Annotated in this window: 13 protein-coding genes; 12 read left to right on the top strand and 1 reads right to left on the bottom strand. The window is 70.9% G+C overall.

The features are described from left to right. Position 1 precedes the first annotated feature (1 nt). From mraY to lpxC, 10 genes are all read left to right on the top strand, one after another. The gene (gene mraY / locus QC818_RS16390) at positions 2-1,084 is read left to right on the top strand and encodes a phospho-N-acetylmuramoyl-pentapeptide-transferase (protein WP_309653936.1); all 1,083 of its coding nucleotides are present in this window, start codon (positions 2-4) and stop codon (positions 1,082-1,084) included. 10 nt (positions 1,085-1,094) lie between these two features. Next, a complete protein-coding gene (gene murD / locus QC818_RS16385) occupies positions 1,095-2,483 on the top strand; it encodes a UDP-N-acetylmuramoyl-L-alanine--D-glutamate ligase (protein WP_309653935.1) in 1,389 nt (462 codons plus the stop codon). Continuing rightward, positions 2,480-3,688 carry a putative lipid II flippase FtsW gene (gene ftsW, locus QC818_RS16380; protein WP_309653934.1) on the top strand — a complete coding sequence of 403 codons (1,209 nt, stop codon included), beginning with the start codon at positions 2,480-2,482 and terminating at the stop codon, positions 3,686-3,688. The genes murD and ftsW overlap by 4 nt, the downstream gene beginning before the upstream one ends. Then, positions 3,685-4,770 (top strand): undecaprenyldiphospho-muramoylpentapeptide beta-N-acetylglucosaminyltransferase, encoded by a 1,086-nt coding sequence (murG, locus tag QC818_RS16375; RefSeq protein ID WP_309653933.1) that lies wholly within the window; start codon positions 3,685-3,687, stop codon positions 4,768-4,770. The genes ftsW and murG overlap by 4 nt, the downstream gene beginning before the upstream one ends. Positions 4,771-4,831: 61 nt before the next feature. Beyond that, positions 4,832-6,244 carry a UDP-N-acetylmuramate--L-alanine ligase gene (gene murC, locus QC818_RS16370; protein ID WP_309653993.1) on the top strand — a complete coding sequence of 471 codons (1,413 nt, stop codon included), beginning with the start codon at positions 4,832-4,834 and terminating at the stop codon, positions 6,242-6,244. Continuing rightward, positions 6,241-7,167 (top strand): D-alanine--D-alanine ligase, encoded by a 927-nt coding sequence (locus tag QC818_RS16365; protein ID WP_309653932.1) that lies wholly within the window; start codon positions 6,241-6,243, stop codon positions 7,165-7,167. The genes murC and QC818_RS16365 overlap by 4 nt, the downstream gene beginning before the upstream one ends. Before the next feature lie 4 nt (positions 7,168-7,171). Beyond that, a complete protein-coding gene (locus tag QC818_RS16360; protein WP_309653931.1) occupies positions 7,172-7,897 on the top strand; it encodes a cell division protein FtsQ/DivIB in 726 nt (241 codons plus the stop codon). Between the two features lie 201 nt (positions 7,898-8,098). Next, on the top strand, positions 8,099-9,391 hold the full coding sequence (gene ftsA / locus QC818_RS16355; protein ID WP_309653930.1) for a cell division protein FtsA: 1,293 nt from the start codon (positions 8,099-8,101) through the stop codon (positions 9,389-9,391). A gap of 34 nt (positions 9,392-9,425) precedes the next feature. Then, positions 9,426-10,622 carry a cell division protein FtsZ gene (gene ftsZ, locus QC818_RS16350; protein WP_309653929.1) on the top strand — a complete coding sequence of 399 codons (1,197 nt, stop codon included), beginning with the start codon at positions 9,426-9,428 and terminating at the stop codon, positions 10,620-10,622. Between the two features lie 112 nt (positions 10,623-10,734). Then, positions 10,735-11,646 (top strand): UDP-3-O-acyl-N-acetylglucosamine deacetylase, encoded by a 912-nt coding sequence (gene lpxC, locus QC818_RS16345; RefSeq protein WP_309653928.1) that lies wholly within the window; start codon positions 10,735-10,737, stop codon positions 11,644-11,646. Positions 11,647-11,783: 137 nt separating this feature from the next. Here lpxC and QC818_RS16340 read toward each other — a convergent pair whose 3' ends face one another. Then, on the bottom strand, positions 11,784-12,209 hold the full coding sequence (locus tag QC818_RS16340) for a DUF721 domain-containing protein (RefSeq protein WP_309653927.1): 426 nt from the start codon (positions 12,207-12,209) through the stop codon (positions 11,784-11,786). Positions 12,210-12,354: 145 nt separating this feature from the next. Here QC818_RS16340 and QC818_RS16335 point away from each other — a divergent pair, with 145 nt between their 5' ends. Together QC818_RS16335 and secA are read left to right on the top strand one after the other, a co-directional pair. Beyond that, positions 12,355-12,750, top strand: a complete 396-nt coding sequence (locus QC818_RS16335; RefSeq protein WP_309653926.1) for a hypothetical protein — start codon at positions 12,355-12,357, stop codon at positions 12,748-12,750. Between the two features lie 61 nt (positions 12,751-12,811). After that, positions 12,812-15,535: a preprotein translocase subunit SecA gene (gene secA / locus QC818_RS16330; RefSeq protein ID WP_309653925.1), complete on the top strand. Its 2,724-nt coding sequence runs from the start codon at positions 12,812-12,814 to the stop codon at positions 15,533-15,535. Positions 15,536-15,764 lie beyond the last annotated feature (229 nt).

Raw genomic sequence — 15,764 nt, 5'->3', positions numbered from 1 at the left:
CATGCTGCTCTTTCTGGCTGAACTGCTGGCGCAATTCCACAGCGCCTTCAACGTCTTCAACTACCTGACGCTGCGCATGATCCTGGGCACCCTGACGGCCCTGGTGCTGTGCCTGTGGCTGGGCCCCGTGGTGATCCGCCGCCTGGTGGAGCGCCAGATCGGCCAGGCGGTGCGCGACGACGGCCCCCAGTCCCACCTCTCCAAGGCCGGCACGCCGACCATGGGCGGCGCCATGATCCTGATGGCCATCGCCGTCAGCACCCTGCTGTGGGGCGACCTGACCAACCACTATGTCTGGGTGGTGCTGGCCGTGACCCTGGGCTTCGGCGCCATCGGCTGGGTCGACGACTACCGCAAGGTGGTGGAGAAGAACCCCCGGGGCCTGCCGGCGCGCTGGAAGTACTTCTGGCAGTCGGTGATCGGCCTGGCCGCCGCCGTCATCCTCTACCTCACCGCCGCCTCGCCGGTGGAGACCAGCCTGATCGTGCCGCTGTTCAAGGAATTCGTGCTGCCGCTGGGGCTGTTCTACGTGGTGCTCACCTACCTGGTGATCGTCGGCAGCTCCAACGCCGTCAACCTCACCGACGGCCTGGACGGCCTGGCGATCATGCCCACCGTGCTGGTGGCCATGGGCCTGGGGGTGTTCGCCTACGCCAGCGGGCATGCGGTGTTCGCCGACTACCTGCAGATCCCGATGATTCCCGGGGCCGGCGAGCTGGCGGTATTCTGCGCCACCATCGCCGGGGCCGGGCTGGGGTTTTTGTGGTTCAACACCTACCCGGCCCAGGTGTTCATGGGCGACGTGGGAGCCCTGGCCCTGGGCGCCGCCCTGGGCGTGGTGGCGGTGATCGTGCGCCAGGAGATCGTGCTGTTCATCATGGGCGGCATCTTCGTCATGGAGACCGTCTCGGTGATCCTGCAGGTGGCGTCCTACAAGCTCACCGGGCGGCGCATCTTCCGCATGGCGCCGCTGCATCACCACTACGAGCTGAAGGGCTGGCCGGAGCCGCGGGTGATCGTGCGCTTCTGGATCATCACCGTGGTGCTGGTGCTGCTGGGCCTGGCCACCCTGAAGATCCGCTGAGGAGCCGCCGATGGTCGAGGTGCCCGAAGGCGTCACGCTGGTGGTCGGGCTCGGGGTGTCCGGGCGCGCCATCTGCCGCCACCTGGAGCGCCGGGGGCGGCCCTTCATGGTCGCCGACACCCGGGCCGCGCCGCCGGGGCTGGCCGAGTTCCGCGCCGCCCACCCCGGGATCGCGGTCCACTGCGGCCCGCTGACCGAGCTCGACATGGAGCCGGCCCGTGAGGTGGTGGTGAGCCCCGGGGTGGACCCGCGCACCCCCGGCCTGGCGGCCCTGGCCGGCCGCCACGGTCCTGACGGCGAGCCGCGGGTGGTCGGCGAGATCGCGCTCTTCGTGCGCGCGGCCGAGGCGCCGATCGCCGCCATCACCGGCGCCAACGCCAAGTCCACCGTGACCACCCTGCTCGGCGAGATGGCCGCCGAGGCCGGGGTGCGCGTCGCGGTGGGCGGCAACCTGGGCACCCCGGCCCTGGACCTGCTCGCCGAGCGCCCCGACGCCGAGCTGTTCGTCCTCGAGCTGTCGAGCTTCCAGCTGGAGACCACGCCCCGGCTCGGCGCCGAGAGCGTCGCCTTCCTCAACCTCTCCGAGGATCACCTGGACCGCCACGGCGACCTCGCCGGCTACCGGGCCGCCAAGCAGGCGATCTTCCGCGGCGCCCGTCACGGCGTGGTCAACGCCGAAGATCCCGCCACCTGGCCGGACGCCCCGCCGCCGGCGCTCGAGCGCTTCACCACCGCGGCGCCGGGCCCCGGGGAGTGGGGCATCGCCTGCCACGACGGCGGCGACGGCCCCCGGGACTGGCTGATGCACGGCGGCGAGCCGCTGATGCCGGCCTCGGCGGTGCGACTGCCCGGTCGCCACAACCAGGCCAATGCCCTGGCGGCCCTGGCCATGGGGCATCGCCTGGGCCTTGCGCTTCCCGCCATGCGCGGCGTGCTGGAGCGCTTCGCCGGCCTGGCGCATCGCGGCGAGCTGGTGGCCGAGATCGACGGGGTGCGCTGGATCAACGATTCCAAGGGCACCAACGTGGGCGCGACCCTGGCCGCCATCGCCGGCCTGGGGCCGACGCTGGATGGCCGGCTGATCCTGCTCGCCGGCGGCGACGGCAAGGGGGCGGATTTCGCGCCCCTGGCGCCGCCCCTGGCGCGCCACGGCCGCGAGGCGATCCTGTTCGGCCGCGACGCCGGCCGGCTCGCCGCGGCGCTCGACGGCGCGCTGGCGCTGACCCGGGTCGAGGACCTCGAGGCGGCCATGGCGAGGGCCGCGGCGATCGCCGAGCCGGGCGACTGTGTGCTGCTGTCCCCAGCCTGCGCCAGCCTCGATCAGTTTCCGAACTACCGGGCCCGCGGCGAGGCCTTCCGCGAGGCGGTGCGACGCCTGGCGGGGGAGGAGCGCCCATGAGCCGCCTGGCCCGGGTGCGCGCCCGGCTCTCCACCGCCGAGCAGCCGGTCGACGGCTGGCTGGTGCTGGCGGCGCTGGCGCTGATGCTGATCGGCTGGGTGATGGTCACCTCGGCCTCCACCGAGGTGGCCTCCAGCCTGACCGGCAATGCCTGGTACTTCAGCCTGCGCCACGGGGCCTTCCTGCTGGTCGCCCTGGCCGCCGCGGCGGTGGCGCTGCGGGTGCCGCTGGCCTGGTGGAGGGCCAACGGGCCGCTGCTGCTGCTGGTCGGCATCATGCTGCTCGGGCTGGTGCTGCTGGTCGGCCGCGAGGTCAACGGCAGCAAGCGCTGGCTGTCGCTGCCCGGGCTGCCCTTCAACCTCCAGGCCTCCGAGGTCGCCAAGCTGTGCCTGATCGTCTACCTGGCGGGGTACCTGGAGCGCTTCCTGCCCGAGGTGCGCCGCCAGTGGGGCGCCTTCCTGCGCCCGCTGGTGGTGATGGCCCTGCTCGGCGGGCTGCTGATCCTGGAGCCGGACTACGGCGCCGTGGTGGTGATGACCGGCTGCGTCATGGGCATGCTGCTGATGGCCGGCGCCCCCTGGGGACGCTTCCTGCTGCTGATGGCGCTGGTCGCCGCCCTGGGCGTCGTCGCCGCCGTCGCCGAGCCCTATCGCATGGCGCGCCTGACCAGCTTCGCCGACCCCTGGGCCGACCAGTTCGCCAGCGGCTACCAGCTCACCCAGGCGCTGATCGCCTTCGGCCGCGGCCACTGGCTGGGCACCGGGCTCGGCAACAGCGTGCAGAAGCTGTTCTACCTGCCCGAGGCCCACACCGACTTCGTGTTCGCCGTGCTGGCCGAGGAGCTGGGCCTGGTGGGCGCCTTCGCGGTGGTGGGCCTGTTCGCCCTGCTGGTATGGCGCGCCATGGCGGTGGGCCGGCGGGCCGAGCTGGCCGGGCTGGCCTTCGCCGCCTACGCCAGCTACGGCATCGCCCTGGTGATCGGCGCCCAGGCCTTCATCAACATCGCCGTCAGCACCGGCATGCTGCCCACCAAGGGCCTGACCCTGCCGCTGCTCAGCTACGGCGGCTCCAGCCTGTTGATCAGCGGCGTGATGATGGCCATCCTGCTGCGCGCCGACATCGAGACCCGCCAGGCGGTGCGCCGCGCCCGCCCCGCGGCGGCGCGGCAGGGAACCGCCGGCAAGCCACGAGGAAACAGCGCATGAACCGACGCGAGGGGCGCCGCGCCCTGATCATGGCCGGCGGTACCGGCGGCCACGTCATCCCGGCCCTTTCCCTGGCCCGCGCCCTGGCCGAGCGGGGCGTCGAGGTCGAGTGGCTGGGCAGCCCGAGAGGCATCGAGAACCGCCTGGTGCCCGAGGCCGGCCTTCCCCTGCACCGGGTGGCGATCGCCGGCCTGCGCGGCAAGGGGCTGGCCGGCTGGCTGCTGGCGCCCTGGCGTCTGCTGAGTGCGGTGCGAGAGGCTCGCCGGGTGATCCGCGAGTTCGACCCCGGCCTGGTGGTGGGCATGGGCGGCTTCGCCAGCGGCCCCGGCGGCCTGGCCGCCTGGCTGGCCCGCCGGCCGCTGGTGATCCACGAGCAGAACGCCGTGGCCGGCCTCACCAATCGCGCCCTGTCGCGGTTGGCGCGTCGGGTCTACGCGGCCTTCCCCCAGGCCTTCCCGGGGCGCGCCGAGGTGGTCGGCAACCCGGTGCGCGGCGAGATCGCCGCCCTGGGCGAGGCGCCCCGCACGGCCGGCGACATGACGGGACGCCCGCTGCGGCTGCTGGTGGTGGGCGGCTCCCTGGGCGCCCTGGCGCTCAATCGCACCCTGCCCGAGGCGCTGGCCCGGCTGCCCGAGGGGCGGCGCCCCGAGGTGCGCCACCAGGCCGGGCGCGACAAGGATGCCGCGACCCGGGAAGCCTATGTCGCCGAGGGAGTACAGGCCGAGGTGACGGCCTTTATCGACGACATGGCCGCGGCCTACGACTGGGCCGACCTGGTGGTGTGCCGGGCCGGCGCCCTGACCGTGGCCGAGCTGGCCGCCGCGGCCAAGCCGGCGCTGTTCGTGCCTTTCCCCCACGCCGTGGACGACCACCAGACCGCCAATGCCGCGGCCCTGGTCGAGGAGGGCGCCGCGGCCCTGATGCCCCAGGCCGAGATGAGCGCGGCCGCCCTGGCCGAGCGGCTGGCGGCGCTGCTCGACCCCGAATCCCTTGCCACCATGGCCGCACGGGCGCGAGGCTGTGCCCATCTCGACGCCGTCGAGCGGCTGGTGGCCGGTTGCATGGAGACAGCTCTTGAGTGACGAGACCCTAGGGCCGGTTCCCGGCCAAGCCACGCCCCCGCGCCCCGGGCGCGGCCTGGGCATGCGCCGCATCCGGCGCATCCACTTCGTCGGCATCGGCGGGGCCGGCATGTGCGGCATCGCCGAGGTGCTGGCCAACCAGGGCTACGCGGTCAGCGGCAGCGACCTGCGGGCCTCGCCGGTGGTGGCGCGCCTGGAGGCCTGTGGCATCCGGGTGGCGATCGGTCACGCCGAGGAGAACGCCCGGGAGGCGGACGTGGTGGTGGTCTCCACCGCCGTGGACGAGACCAACCCGGAGATCCGCTGGGCCCACGAGCACCGGGTGCCGGTGGTGCGCCGCGCCGAGATGCTCGCCGAGCTGATGCGCTTCCGCCACGGCATCGCCGTGGCCGGTACCCACGGCAAGACCACCACCACCAGCCTCACCGCCACCCTGCTGGGGGAGGGCGGCCTGGATCCCACCTTCGTGATCGGCGGCAAGCTGACCAGCGCCGGCACCAACGCGCGGCTGGGCGAGGGCGACTACCTGGTGGCCGAGGCGGACGAGTCCGACGCCTCCTTCCTGCACCTGCAGCCCATGGTGGCGGTGGTCACCAATATCGATGCCGATCACATGGCCACCTATGGCGGCGACTTCGAACGGCTCAAGGGCACCTTCATCGAGTTCCTGCACAACCTGCCGTTCTACGGCCTGGCGGTGCTGTGCATCGACGACGTCAACGTGCGCGGGCTGATCGAGCGGGTCAACCGGCAGTTCGTCACCTACGGCTTCAGCGCCGACGCCGACTATCGCCTCGAGGACTTCGAGCAGGCCGGCGGGGAGGTGCGCTTCACCGTCCGCCGCCCCGACGGCCTCGCGCCGCTGCCGGTGCGCCTGGCCATGCCTGGCCGCCACAACGCCCTGAACGCCCTGGCGGCCATCGCCGTGGCCAGCGACGCCGGGGTCGACGACGCCGCCATCCTGCGCGGCCTGGCCGGCTTCGCCGGCGTCGGGCGCCGTTTCCAGGTGCATGGCGACTTCCCCGTGCCGGCCGGCGACGGCGAGGCGATGCTGGTCGACGACTACGGCCACCATCCCCGCGAGGTGGAGATGGTCATCCGCGCGGTGCGCGACGGCTGGCCGGAGCGGCGCCTGGTGATGGTCTATCAGCCGCATCGCTACTCGCGCACCCGGGATCTCTACGAGGACTTCGTGCGGGTGCTGGCCGGGGTCGATACCCTGTTGCTGCTGGACGTCTACGCGGCCGGGGAGGCGCCCCTTCCCGGCGCCGACGGCCGCAGCCTGGCCGGCTCGATCCGCCAGCGCGGCGAGGTCGATCCGATCTTCGTGCAGGACAAGGGCGAGCTGCCGGGGCTGCTGGCCAAGGTGCTGCGCCCCGGCGACATCCTGATCACCCAGGGCGCCGGCGACGTGGGCGGCATCGCCCAGCGCCTGGCCGACGCCCGACTGGCGCTCGACGAGGTGAGCCTATGACGACGCAGGCGACCGGCACCGACCGGGTGGCGGTGCTCTACGGCGGCGACTCCGCCGAACGCGAGGTGTCGCTGAAGAGCGGGGCCGCGGTGCTGGCGGCGCTGACCCGCGCCGGGGTCGATGCCGTGGGCTTCGATCCCGCCGAGCAGGGCGGGCTGGCCGGACTGGAGGCCCTGCGGCCGGACCGGGTGTTCATCGCCCTGCACGGCCGGGGCGGCGAGGACGGCACCCTGCAGGGCGCCCTGGAGCTGCTGGGCATCCCCTACACCGGCAGCGGCGTGCTGGCCTCGGCGCTGGGCATGGACAAGCAGCGCACCAAGCTGGTCTGGCAGGCCCTGGGGCTGCCGACGCCGGAGAGCGAGATGCTCGGCCCCGACGCCGACTGGAGCGGGGTGGCCGAGCGGCTCGGCCTGCCGCTGATCGTCAAGCCGGTCCACGAGGGCTCGACCCTGGGCATCACCATCGTCGAGACCCCCGAGGCGCTCGAGGACGCCTATCGCGACGCCGCCCGCTTCGATGCCCGGGTCATGGCCGAGCGCTTCGTGCGTGGCGAGGAGTACACGGTGTCGGTGCTCGACGACGCCGCCCTGCCGGCGATTCGCGTCGAGGTGCCGAGCGGCTTCTACGACTACGAGGCCAAGTACCTGTCCGACGAGACCCGGTATCATCTGCCCTGCGGGCTGGAGGCGGCCGAGGAGGCGCGCCTGGCCGCGCTGTGCCGTGAGGCGTTCGCCGCCATCGGCGGCGAGGGCTGGGGGCGCGTCGACGTGATGCGCGACGCCGAGGGGCGCTTCTGGCTGCTCGAGGTCAATACCGTGCCGGGCATGACCGATCACAGCCTGGTGCCCCAGGCCGCGGCCCATGCCGGGCTCGACTTCGACGCCCTGGTGACGCGTATCCTCGCCACCGCCGGGCGGGCCTGACTCGGTGGCGCGTCGCGGAAGCCTGCTCGGCGTGCTGCTGCTGGCCCTGCTGCTGGGTGCGGGAGGGCGGGCCCTGTGGCTGTGGCTCGATCGTCCCATCGAGCGGGTGTCGATCCGCGGCGAGCTGAGCCACGTCGGCGCCGACTACCTGCGCGGCCAGCTGGCGCCCCTGGTGCGGGGCCAGGCCTGGTTGTCGGCGGACCTCGGCGAGCTGCGCCGCCGGGCCCGGGCCATCGGCTGGCTGCGCGAGGTGCGTATCCGTCGCGAGTGGCCGGACGCCCTGGTCTTCGAGCTGGTCGAGCAGACGCCGGTGGCGCGCTGGAACGACGCGGCGCTGCTCAACCCCGACGGCGTGCCGTTCGCCTTCGCGCCCCTGGCTCCGCCGGAGGGGCTGGCGCATCTCGCCGGTCCCGCCGGCAGCGGCCCGGAGGTGCTGGCCTACCACGACGCGCTGGCCGCGCGCCTGGGGCGTCACGACCTGGCGCTGCGCCAGCTGCGGCTCGAGGATCGCGGCGCCTGGCGGCTGCAGCTGGAAGGGGGCATCTGGGTGATGCTCGGCCGCAGTCATCGCCAGGCGCGCCTGGCTCGCTTCCTGGCGGCATGGGAGCGGGAATTCGCCGGGGTGGCGTCGCATATCCGCTATCTCGACCTGCGCTATCCCAATGGCGTGGCGGTAGCCTGGCACGGCGAAAGCGGCCCCGACCTGGCCGAGGCATCCGCCGACAACTAGTCGATCCTGGCCGTCCGCCGTCACCGGATCGCGACGCCGGAAGGGTGTTTCTTTTAGGCAAAAATCGCCGTATCGTGGCGGATGTTTTTCGCCATGGGCTGGTGGAACACGGGATGTTGTTCCTATAATTGGCCCAGGTTTTTTCACGTTTCAAACACCTTATTCCCCTAGCGGGTCAGGCTCGAGGAGATTTCCCGGCTCATGGCAGGTCCATCCAATGCGTCCAATATGGTAGTCGGGCTGGATATCGGAACATCCAAGGTCGTGGCGATCGTGGGGCAACCCACCGACGATGGCGGCATCGAGATCGCCGGCATCGGCTCGCATCCCTCGCGCGGCATGAAGAAGGGCGTGGTCATCAATATCGAGTCCACGGTGCAGTCCATCCAGCGTGCCGTGGAAGAAGCCGAGCTGATGGCCGGCTGCGACATCCACTCCGTCTATGTCGGCATCGCCGGCAGCCACATCAGCTCGATGAACTCCGACGGCGTGGTGGCGATCAAGGAGCGCGAGGTGGCGCCGGCCGACATCGACCGGGTCATCGACTCGGCCCGTGCCCGGGCCATCTCGGAGGGCCAGCGCGTGCTGCACGTGCTGCCCCAGGAGTTCGCCATCGACACCCAGGGCGGCATCCGCGAACCCCTGGGCATGTCCGGGGTGCGCCTGGAGGCCCGGGTCCACCTGGTCACGGCGGCGCTCAACGCCGTCCAGAACATCGAGAAATGCGTGCGGCGTTGCGGGCTCGACGTGGATGCCATCATCCTCGAGCAGCTCGCCTCCAGCCATGCCGTGCTCACCGAGGACGAACGCGAACTGGGCGTCTGCATGGTGGACATCGGCGGCGGCACCACCGACATCGCGGTGTTCACCGAGGGGGCGATTCGCCATACCGCGGTGATTCCCATCGCCGGCGACCAGGTCACCAACGACATCGCCATGGCCCTGCGCACGCCGACTCAGCACGCCGAGGAGATCAAGGTCAAGTACGCCTGTGCCCTGACCCAGCTGGCCGCCAGCGACGAGATGATCAAGGTGCCCAGCGTCGGCGACCGTCCCGCCCGGGACCTGTCCCGCCAGTCCCTGGCCGAGGTGGTCGAGCCGCGTTACGAGGAGCTGTTCACCCTGGTGCGCGACGAGCTGCGGCGCAGCGGCTTCGAGGACCTGGTCGCCGCCGGCGTGGTGCTGACCGGTGGGACCGCGCGCATGGAAGGCGTGGTCGAGCTGGCCGAGGAAATCTTCCACATGCCGGTGCGAATCGCCAGCCCACAGAACGTCCGCGGCCTCGCCGACGTGGTGCGCAATCCGATTTATTCGACGGGGGTCGGTTTGCTACATTACGCTCTACACGAGGCCCGTCAGGGGCACGGCCAACAAGAGCCGCCGGGCAGCGGCATGTCGGCGCAGCCGAGGCGTGGTGACGTCTCCCGGCGCGGAGCAGGGGAAGGGATTCCGGCGCTAGTAAAGCTCAAGGGCTGGTTCAAAGGAAATTTCTGACAGGGCCGCGCCAGCGGTCCAGGAGACGGGGCTAATGTTCGAACTGGTAGACAGCGCACCCTCAAGCAGTGCGGTCATCAAGGTCATCGGTGTCGGCGGTGGGGGCGGCAATGCCGTCAATCACATGGTCGAGAGCAGCATCGAGGGCGTCGAGTTCATCTGCGCCAACACCGATGCCCAGGCGCTGAAGCGGGTGGCGGCCAAGACCGTTCTCCAGCTCGGCAGCGAGATCACCAAGGGCCTCGGCGCCGGGGCCGACCCCGATGTCGGCCGCCAGGCGGCCATGGAAGACCGCGAGCGCATCGCCGAGCTTCTCGGCGGGGCCGACATGGTCTTCATCACCGCCGGCATGGGCGGGGGCACCGGCACCGGCGGCGCCCCGGTGGTGGCCCAGGTGGCCAAGGAGCTCGGCATCCTCACCGTGGCGGTGGTGACCCGCCCCTTCCCCTTCGAGGGGCCCAAGCGCATGCGGGCCGCCGAGGAGGGCATGAAGGAACTCTCCGAGCACGTCGACTCGCTGATCACCATCCCCAACGAGAAGCTGCTCTCGGTGCTCGGCAAGAGCGCCAGCCTGTTGACCGCCTTCAGCGCGGCCAACGACGTCCTGCTGGGCGCCGTCCAGGGCATCGCCGAGCTGATCACCAGCCCGGGCATCATCAACGTCGACTTCGCCGACGTGCGCACCGTGATGTCCGAGATGGGCATGGCGATGATGGGCACCGGCGGGGCCACCGGCGAGAACCGCGCCCGGGAGGCCGCCGAGAAGGCCATCCGCAGCCCGCTGCTCGAGGACATCGACCTGCACGGCGCCCGCGGCATCCTGGTCAACATCACCGCCGGCCCCGACCTGTCCATCGGCGAGTTCAACGATGTGGGCGCCACCGTCCAGGAGTTCGCCTCCCAGGATGCCACCATCGTGGTGGGCACCTCCATCGACATGGAGATGACCGACGAGCTGCGCGTGACCGTGGTGGCCGCCGGCCTCGACGGCCAGCGCCAGGCCCAGCCGGCCGGCCGCGAGACCGCCCGGCGCGGCGAAGGCGGCGGCGACTATCGCCAGCGCCAGGCCGCCGCCGGGGCGCGGCCCCAGGCCACCGTCAATCGCGGTGCGGCCACCGCCCCCAAGAGCGAGCCCCAGGAATCGCCGCGCGCCCAGCCGGAGCCCAGCAAGTCCCAGGATCTGGACGACTACCTGGATATTCCGGCCTTCCTGCGCCGCCAGGCCGATTGAGCATCGCTATCGTTCGCATAGGCGCCGTTAGAGGACGTTGCTTTTGTTGAAACGAACGTTCGGTGTTATAGTGAACGGTGTTTGATAATCACCGACTGCCTGGCGACCGCCCATGATCAGACAACGCACCCTGAAGAACGTCATTCGCGCCACCGGCGTCGGCCTGCATTCCGGCAAGAAGGTCTACCTGACCCTGCGGCCGGCGCCGGTCGACACCGGCATCGTCTTCGTGCGCACCGACCTGGAACCCGAGGTGCAGATCCCGGCTCGCGCCGAGAGCGTCACCGACACCACCCTGTGCACCGCCCTGTCGAAGGACGGCGTCAAGGTGGCCACCGTCGAGCACCTGATGTCGGCCCTGGCCGGGCTGGGCATCGACAACGCCTACGTGGACGTCAGCGCTCCCGAGGTGCCGATCATGGACGGCAGCGCCGGTCCCTTCGTGTTCCTCATCCAGTCCGCCGGTATCGCCGAGCAGAACGCGCCGAAGAAGTTCATCCGCATCAAGCGCGAGCTGGTGGTGCGCGACGGCGACAAGGAGGCCATCTTCCTGCCTCACCAGGGCTTCAAGGTGTCCTTCGCCATCGACTTCGATCACCCGGTCTTCGAGGACCAGAAGCAGTCCGCCGCGGTCGACTTCTCCACCACCTCCTTCGTCAAGGAGGTCTCCCGGGCGCGCACCTTCGGCTTCATGCGCGACCTCGAGCACCTGCGCTCGAACAACCTGGCCCTGGGCGGCAGCCTCGACAACGCCATCGTGGTCGACGACTACCGCATCGTGAACGAGGGCGGGTTGCGCTACGACGACGAGTTCGTCAAGCACAAGGTGCTGGACGCCATCGGCGACCTCTACCAGCTGGGCTACAGCCTGATCGGCGAGTTCCGCGGCGTGAAGTCCGGCCATGCCCTCAACAACCAGCTGTGCCGGGCCCTGCTCGAGAACCCGGAGGCCTGGGAAATCGTCACCTTCGAGGAGGACAGCGCCAAGGCGCCGATCTCCTACGCCGCCCCGGCCATGGCCTGACCCGGGCCCGGCTTCGCCGGGAGTCACCCGGGCTTCGCCCGGAGCTGTAAGCCTTAAGCTCTAAGAAACGACAACCCCGCCTGGTAGGTTACCGGCGGGGTTGTGTGCTATCTGGAGGGGCGATCCTGGCCTCGCGCCTACGTCTCCCGCTCGGCATGGGAGGCGAGGCGCTCCAGGGCGCGCTTGAGGCGCGGGTCGTCCACGTCGTCCGCGCAGCTCGAGAGCTCGTCGGCGGCGCGAGCCGGCAGGCGGCGAGTCTGGCGCACCGGCGCCTTGGGCGGGCGCACCGGCCGTACCTTGAAATCGAAGCCGGTCACCGCCTCGAAGCCAGGCAGCTCGTGGAGCAGCGACAGCAGCCGGGCCTGCTCGTAGCGCAGGCGGGTGAGCCAGGCGGCGCGGTCGGTGATCACGGTGAGCCGCCCCCGGCGATAGCCGCCCACGAAGAGATGCTCGGCGAGCTCCGCCGGCAGCTGTTCGCGCAGGTGGGCCTGGGCGCGGTCGATCAGCCGGGCTCGGCGCATCAGCTCGCCGAGCTCGCCCCGACCGTCCAGCAGCCGGGACATGGGCTGTGCTCGGAACCGCTTAACCTTTATACTCATCGGCTTGATTCTCGGGGTTGAGCCCTGGGAGCGATGTCGTCGGCCGTCGACGCGGTCGTCGGCCCCGGAACACGGAAGCCTAGCACAGGCACGGGAGTCCCTCGACAGCATGGCCAGCCTCATCGCGGAGACAGGTCCGTCTGCCCTCGCCGGGGAAGCCCCGCCGGCCGAGGTCGCGCGTCCCCGCCCGCCGGAGCGGCGCCACGCCCGCTGGTGGCTGGCCGGGCTGCTGGTGGGCTGCCTGCTGCCGGCGGGGCTGGCCTCGCTCGAGGCGCGGCCCGTCGAGCGCCTGATCCAGGTCTGCATCCTGGCGCCGGCGTGGATTCGTGCCAGCTCCCGACTCCAGGCGCGCCGCCGGGCCCGGCGGCGCTGGCCGCCGGGTCGCCGCCCGGGCGCCGCCCTGCGCCCCCTCGGCCATCCGGTCGGAGGGCGCCCGGCCGGGCACCGGCCGGTGGCCGCCCATGATGTCCTGACCCGCCGCGGGCCGCCGCGGGCTCGTCCCTGAACCGCGACGAGCCGCCGGGCAGAGACGCCCGGCCCGAAGCCCCCGCAGCACTGGATCCTTCATGATCAACAACCTGTTACGCAAGGTCGTCGGCTCCAAGAACGACCGTGAAGTCAAGCGCATGGGCCGCACCGTGGCCCGCATCAACGCCCTCGAGCCCGAACTCGAGGGCCTCGACGACGCCGCCCTCAAGGCACGCACCGCGGCCTTCCGCGAGCGACTCGCCGGCGGCGAGCCCCTCGAGGCCCTGCTGCCCGAGGCCTTCGCCACCGTCCGCGAGGCGAGCAAGCGCGTCATGGGCATGCGGCACTTCGATGTCCAGATGATCGGCGGTATCACCCTGAACGGCGGCCGGATCGCCGAGATGAAGACCGGCGAGGGCAAGACCCTGGTGGCGACCCTGGCGGTCTATCTCAACGCCCTGCCGGGCGAGGGCGTGCACGTGGTCACCGTGAACGACTACCTGGCGTGCCGCGACGCCGACTGGATGCGCCCGCTGTACGAATTCCTCGGCCTGTCCGTGGGCACCATCTTTGCCGGCCAGACGCCCGAGGAGAAGCGCGAGGCCTACGGCTGCGACATCACCTACGGCACCAACAACGAGTTCGGCTTCGACTACCTGCGCGACAACATGGCCTTCTCGCTGGAGGACAAGGTCCAGCGCGGCCTGCACTTCGCCATCGTCGACGAGGTCGACTCCATCCTCATCGACGAGGCGCGGACCCCGTTGATCATCTCCGGCGCGGTGGACGAGAACACCGAGCTCTACAAGGTCGTCGACCGCCTGGCGGTGAACCTCGCGCCCTGCGCCGACGAGGAGGACCCCGAGAGCGGCGACTTCACCCTCGACGAGAAGCAGAAGCAGGTGGAGCTCACCGAGGGCGGCCACAACAAGGTCGAGGAGCTGATGCGCGGGGAGGGCCTGCTGGGCGAGGAGGACTCCCTCTACGCCGCCCAGAACCTCAACCTGCTGCAGCACATGCACTCGGCGCTGCGGGCCCGGCACCTCTACCACCGCGACGTCGACTACATCGTCAGCGACGGCCAGGTGGTGATCGTCGACGAGCATACCGGCCGCACCATGCCGGGCCGCCGCTGGTCCGAGGGGCTCCACCAGGCGGTGGAGGCCAAGGAAGGGGTGACCGTGCAGCGCGAGAGCCAGACGCTGGCCTCGACGACCTTCCAGAACTACTTCCGCCTCTACGACAAGCTGTCCGGCATGACCGGCACCGCCGACACCGAGGCCTTCGAGTTCCGCCAGATCTACGGCCTGGACGTGGTGGTGATTCCCACCAACCGGCCGCTGGTCCGCCGGGACATGAACGACCTGGTCTATCTCACCGCCGAGGAGAAGTACGAGGCCATCATCGCCGACGTCCAGGCCCAGACCGAGGCGGGTCGGCCGGTGCTGGTGGGGACCGCCTCCATCGAGACCTCCGAGTACCTGGCCGGGCTGATGAAGAAGGCGGGGATGCGCTTCAACGTGCTCAACGCCAAGCAGCACCAGAGCGAGGCCCAGATCATCGCCCAGGCCGGCCGGCCCGGGGCCATCACCATCGCCACCAACATGGCCGGTCGCGGCACCGACATCGTGCTGGGCGGCAACTGGGAGGCCGAGGCGGCTCAGCTGGAATCGCCCAGCGAGGCGCAGATCGAGCGCCTCAAGGCCGAATGGCGGGAGCGCCACGAGGCGGTGCTCGAGGCCGGCGGCCTGCACGTGGTCGGCTCGGAGCGCCATGAGTCGCGGCGCATCGACAACCAGCTGCGCGGCCGCGCCGGCCGCCAGGGCGACCCGGGCTCCACGCGCTTCTTCCTGTCCCTGGAAGACAACCTGATGCGGCTGTTCGGCTCCGAGCGGGTGCAGAAGCTGATGCAGGCGCTGGGCCTGGAGCGGGGCGAGGCCATCGAGCACAAGATGGTCTCCAACGCCGTGGAGCGTGCCCAGAAGAAGGTCGAGGGCCGCAACTTCGATATCCGCAAGCAGCTGCTGGAATACGACGACGTGGCCAACGACCAGCGCCGCGTGATCTACGAGCAGCGCAACGAGATCCTCGCCGCCGACGATGTCTCCGAGAATGTCGCCGGCATCCGCGCCGAGGTGCTCGACGAGGCCATCAGCGAGTTCGTGCCCCCCCAGAGCCTCCCCGAGCAGTGGGACCTGGCCGGGCTGGAGGCTCACCTCAAGGCCGAGTTCAACCTCGAGGCCCCGGTGGTGCAGTGGGCCGAGGAGGATCAGCGCTTCCACGAGGAGCAGCTGCGCGAGCGCCTGCAGGAGATGCATCGCCAGGCCTACGAGGAGAAGACCGAGCTGGCCGGGCCCGAGCTGATGCGCCGCTTCGAGAAGCAGGTGATGCTCCAGGTGCTGGACACCCGCTGGAAGGAGCACCTGCAGTCCATGGATCACCTGCGCCGGGGGATCCATCTGCGCGGCTACGCCCAGAAGAATCCCAAGCAGGAATACAAGCGGGAATCCTTCGAGCTCTTCCAGGCGTTGCTGACCAACATCAAGGCCGATGTCACCCGCATCCTCAGCCACGTCAAGGTCCGCCAGCCCGAGGAGGTCGAGGCCCTGGAGCGCCAGCGCCGCGAAGCCCTGGAGCGCGAGAAGGCGGCGGCCGCCAGCCGGCACGACGCCCCCGAGGCCGCCGCGGCCGGTGACGAGGCGCCGGCGCCCGGCAGCGACGGGCGGCCGCTGCGTCGCGAAGGCCCCAAGGTGGGGCGCAACGATCCCTGTCCCTGCGGCTCGGGCAAGAAGTTCAAGCAGTGCTGCGGGAAACTGAGCTGACGAGGGACGAGGGGCGAGGGACGAGGAGTAAGGCGTGAGGGGCAAGGAGCGAGGGGCGAGGAGTAAAACGTGAGGGGCAAGGAGTTCGGGCGAGAAGGCCTGGCGTCCCGGCCGACGGGTCATTAACCTGCTCGAACCTCGAACCTCGAACCTCGAACCTCGAACCTCGAACCTCGAACCTCGAACCTCGAACCTCGAACCTCGAACCTCGAACCTCGAACCTCGAACC

The sequence above is a fragment of the Halomonas koreensis genome (assembly GCF_031451675.1).
Taxonomy (GTDB): Bacteria; Pseudomonadota; Gammaproteobacteria; order Pseudomonadales; family Halomonadaceae; genus Halomonas; species Halomonas koreensis.
This window is presented reverse-complemented; position numbering and strand designations above follow the sequence as displayed.

What these genes read in the sequence shown, in the direction of transcription:
- QC818_RS16365 (WP_309653932.1), top strand. Translation starts at nt 6,241, where the DNA reads ATGACGACGCAGGCGACCGGCACCGACCGGGTGGCGGTGCTCTACGGC.
- ftsW (WP_309653934.1), top strand. Translation starts at nt 2,480, where the DNA reads ATGAGCCGCCTGGCCCGGGTGCGCGCCCGGCTCTCCACCGCCGAGCAG.
- murG (WP_309653933.1), top strand. Translation starts at nt 3,685, where the DNA reads ATGAACCGACGCGAGGGGCGCCGCGCCCTGATCATGGCCGGCGGTACC.
- secA (WP_309653925.1), top strand. Translation starts at nt 12,812, where the DNA reads ATGATCAACAACCTGTTACGCAAGGTCGTCGGCTCCAAGAACGACCGT.
- ftsZ (WP_309653929.1), top strand. Translation starts at nt 9,426, where the DNA reads ATGTTCGAACTGGTAGACAGCGCACCCTCAAGCAGTGCGGTCATCAAG.
- murD (WP_309653935.1), top strand. Translation starts at nt 1,095, where the DNA reads ATGGTCGAGGTGCCCGAAGGCGTCACGCTGGTGGTCGGGCTCGGGGTG.
- ftsA (WP_309653930.1), top strand. Translation starts at nt 8,099, where the DNA reads ATGGCAGGTCCATCCAATGCGTCCAATATGGTAGTCGGGCTGGATATC.
- QC818_RS16340 (WP_309653927.1), bottom strand. Translation starts at nt 12,209, where the DNA reads ATGTCCCGGCTGCTGGACGGTCGGGGCGAGCTCGGCGAGCTGATGCGC.
- QC818_RS16335 (WP_309653926.1), top strand. Translation starts at nt 12,355, where the DNA reads ATGGCCAGCCTCATCGCGGAGACAGGTCCGTCTGCCCTCGCCGGGGAA.
- murC (WP_309653993.1), top strand. Translation starts at nt 4,832, where the DNA reads ATGCGCCGCATCCGGCGCATCCACTTCGTCGGCATCGGCGGGGCCGGC.
- mraY (WP_309653936.1), top strand. Translation starts at nt 2, where the DNA reads ATGCTGCTCTTTCTGGCTGAACTGCTGGCGCAATTCCACAGCGCCTTC.
- lpxC (WP_309653928.1), top strand. Translation starts at nt 10,735, where the DNA reads ATGATCAGACAACGCACCCTGAAGAACGTCATTCGCGCCACCGGCGTC.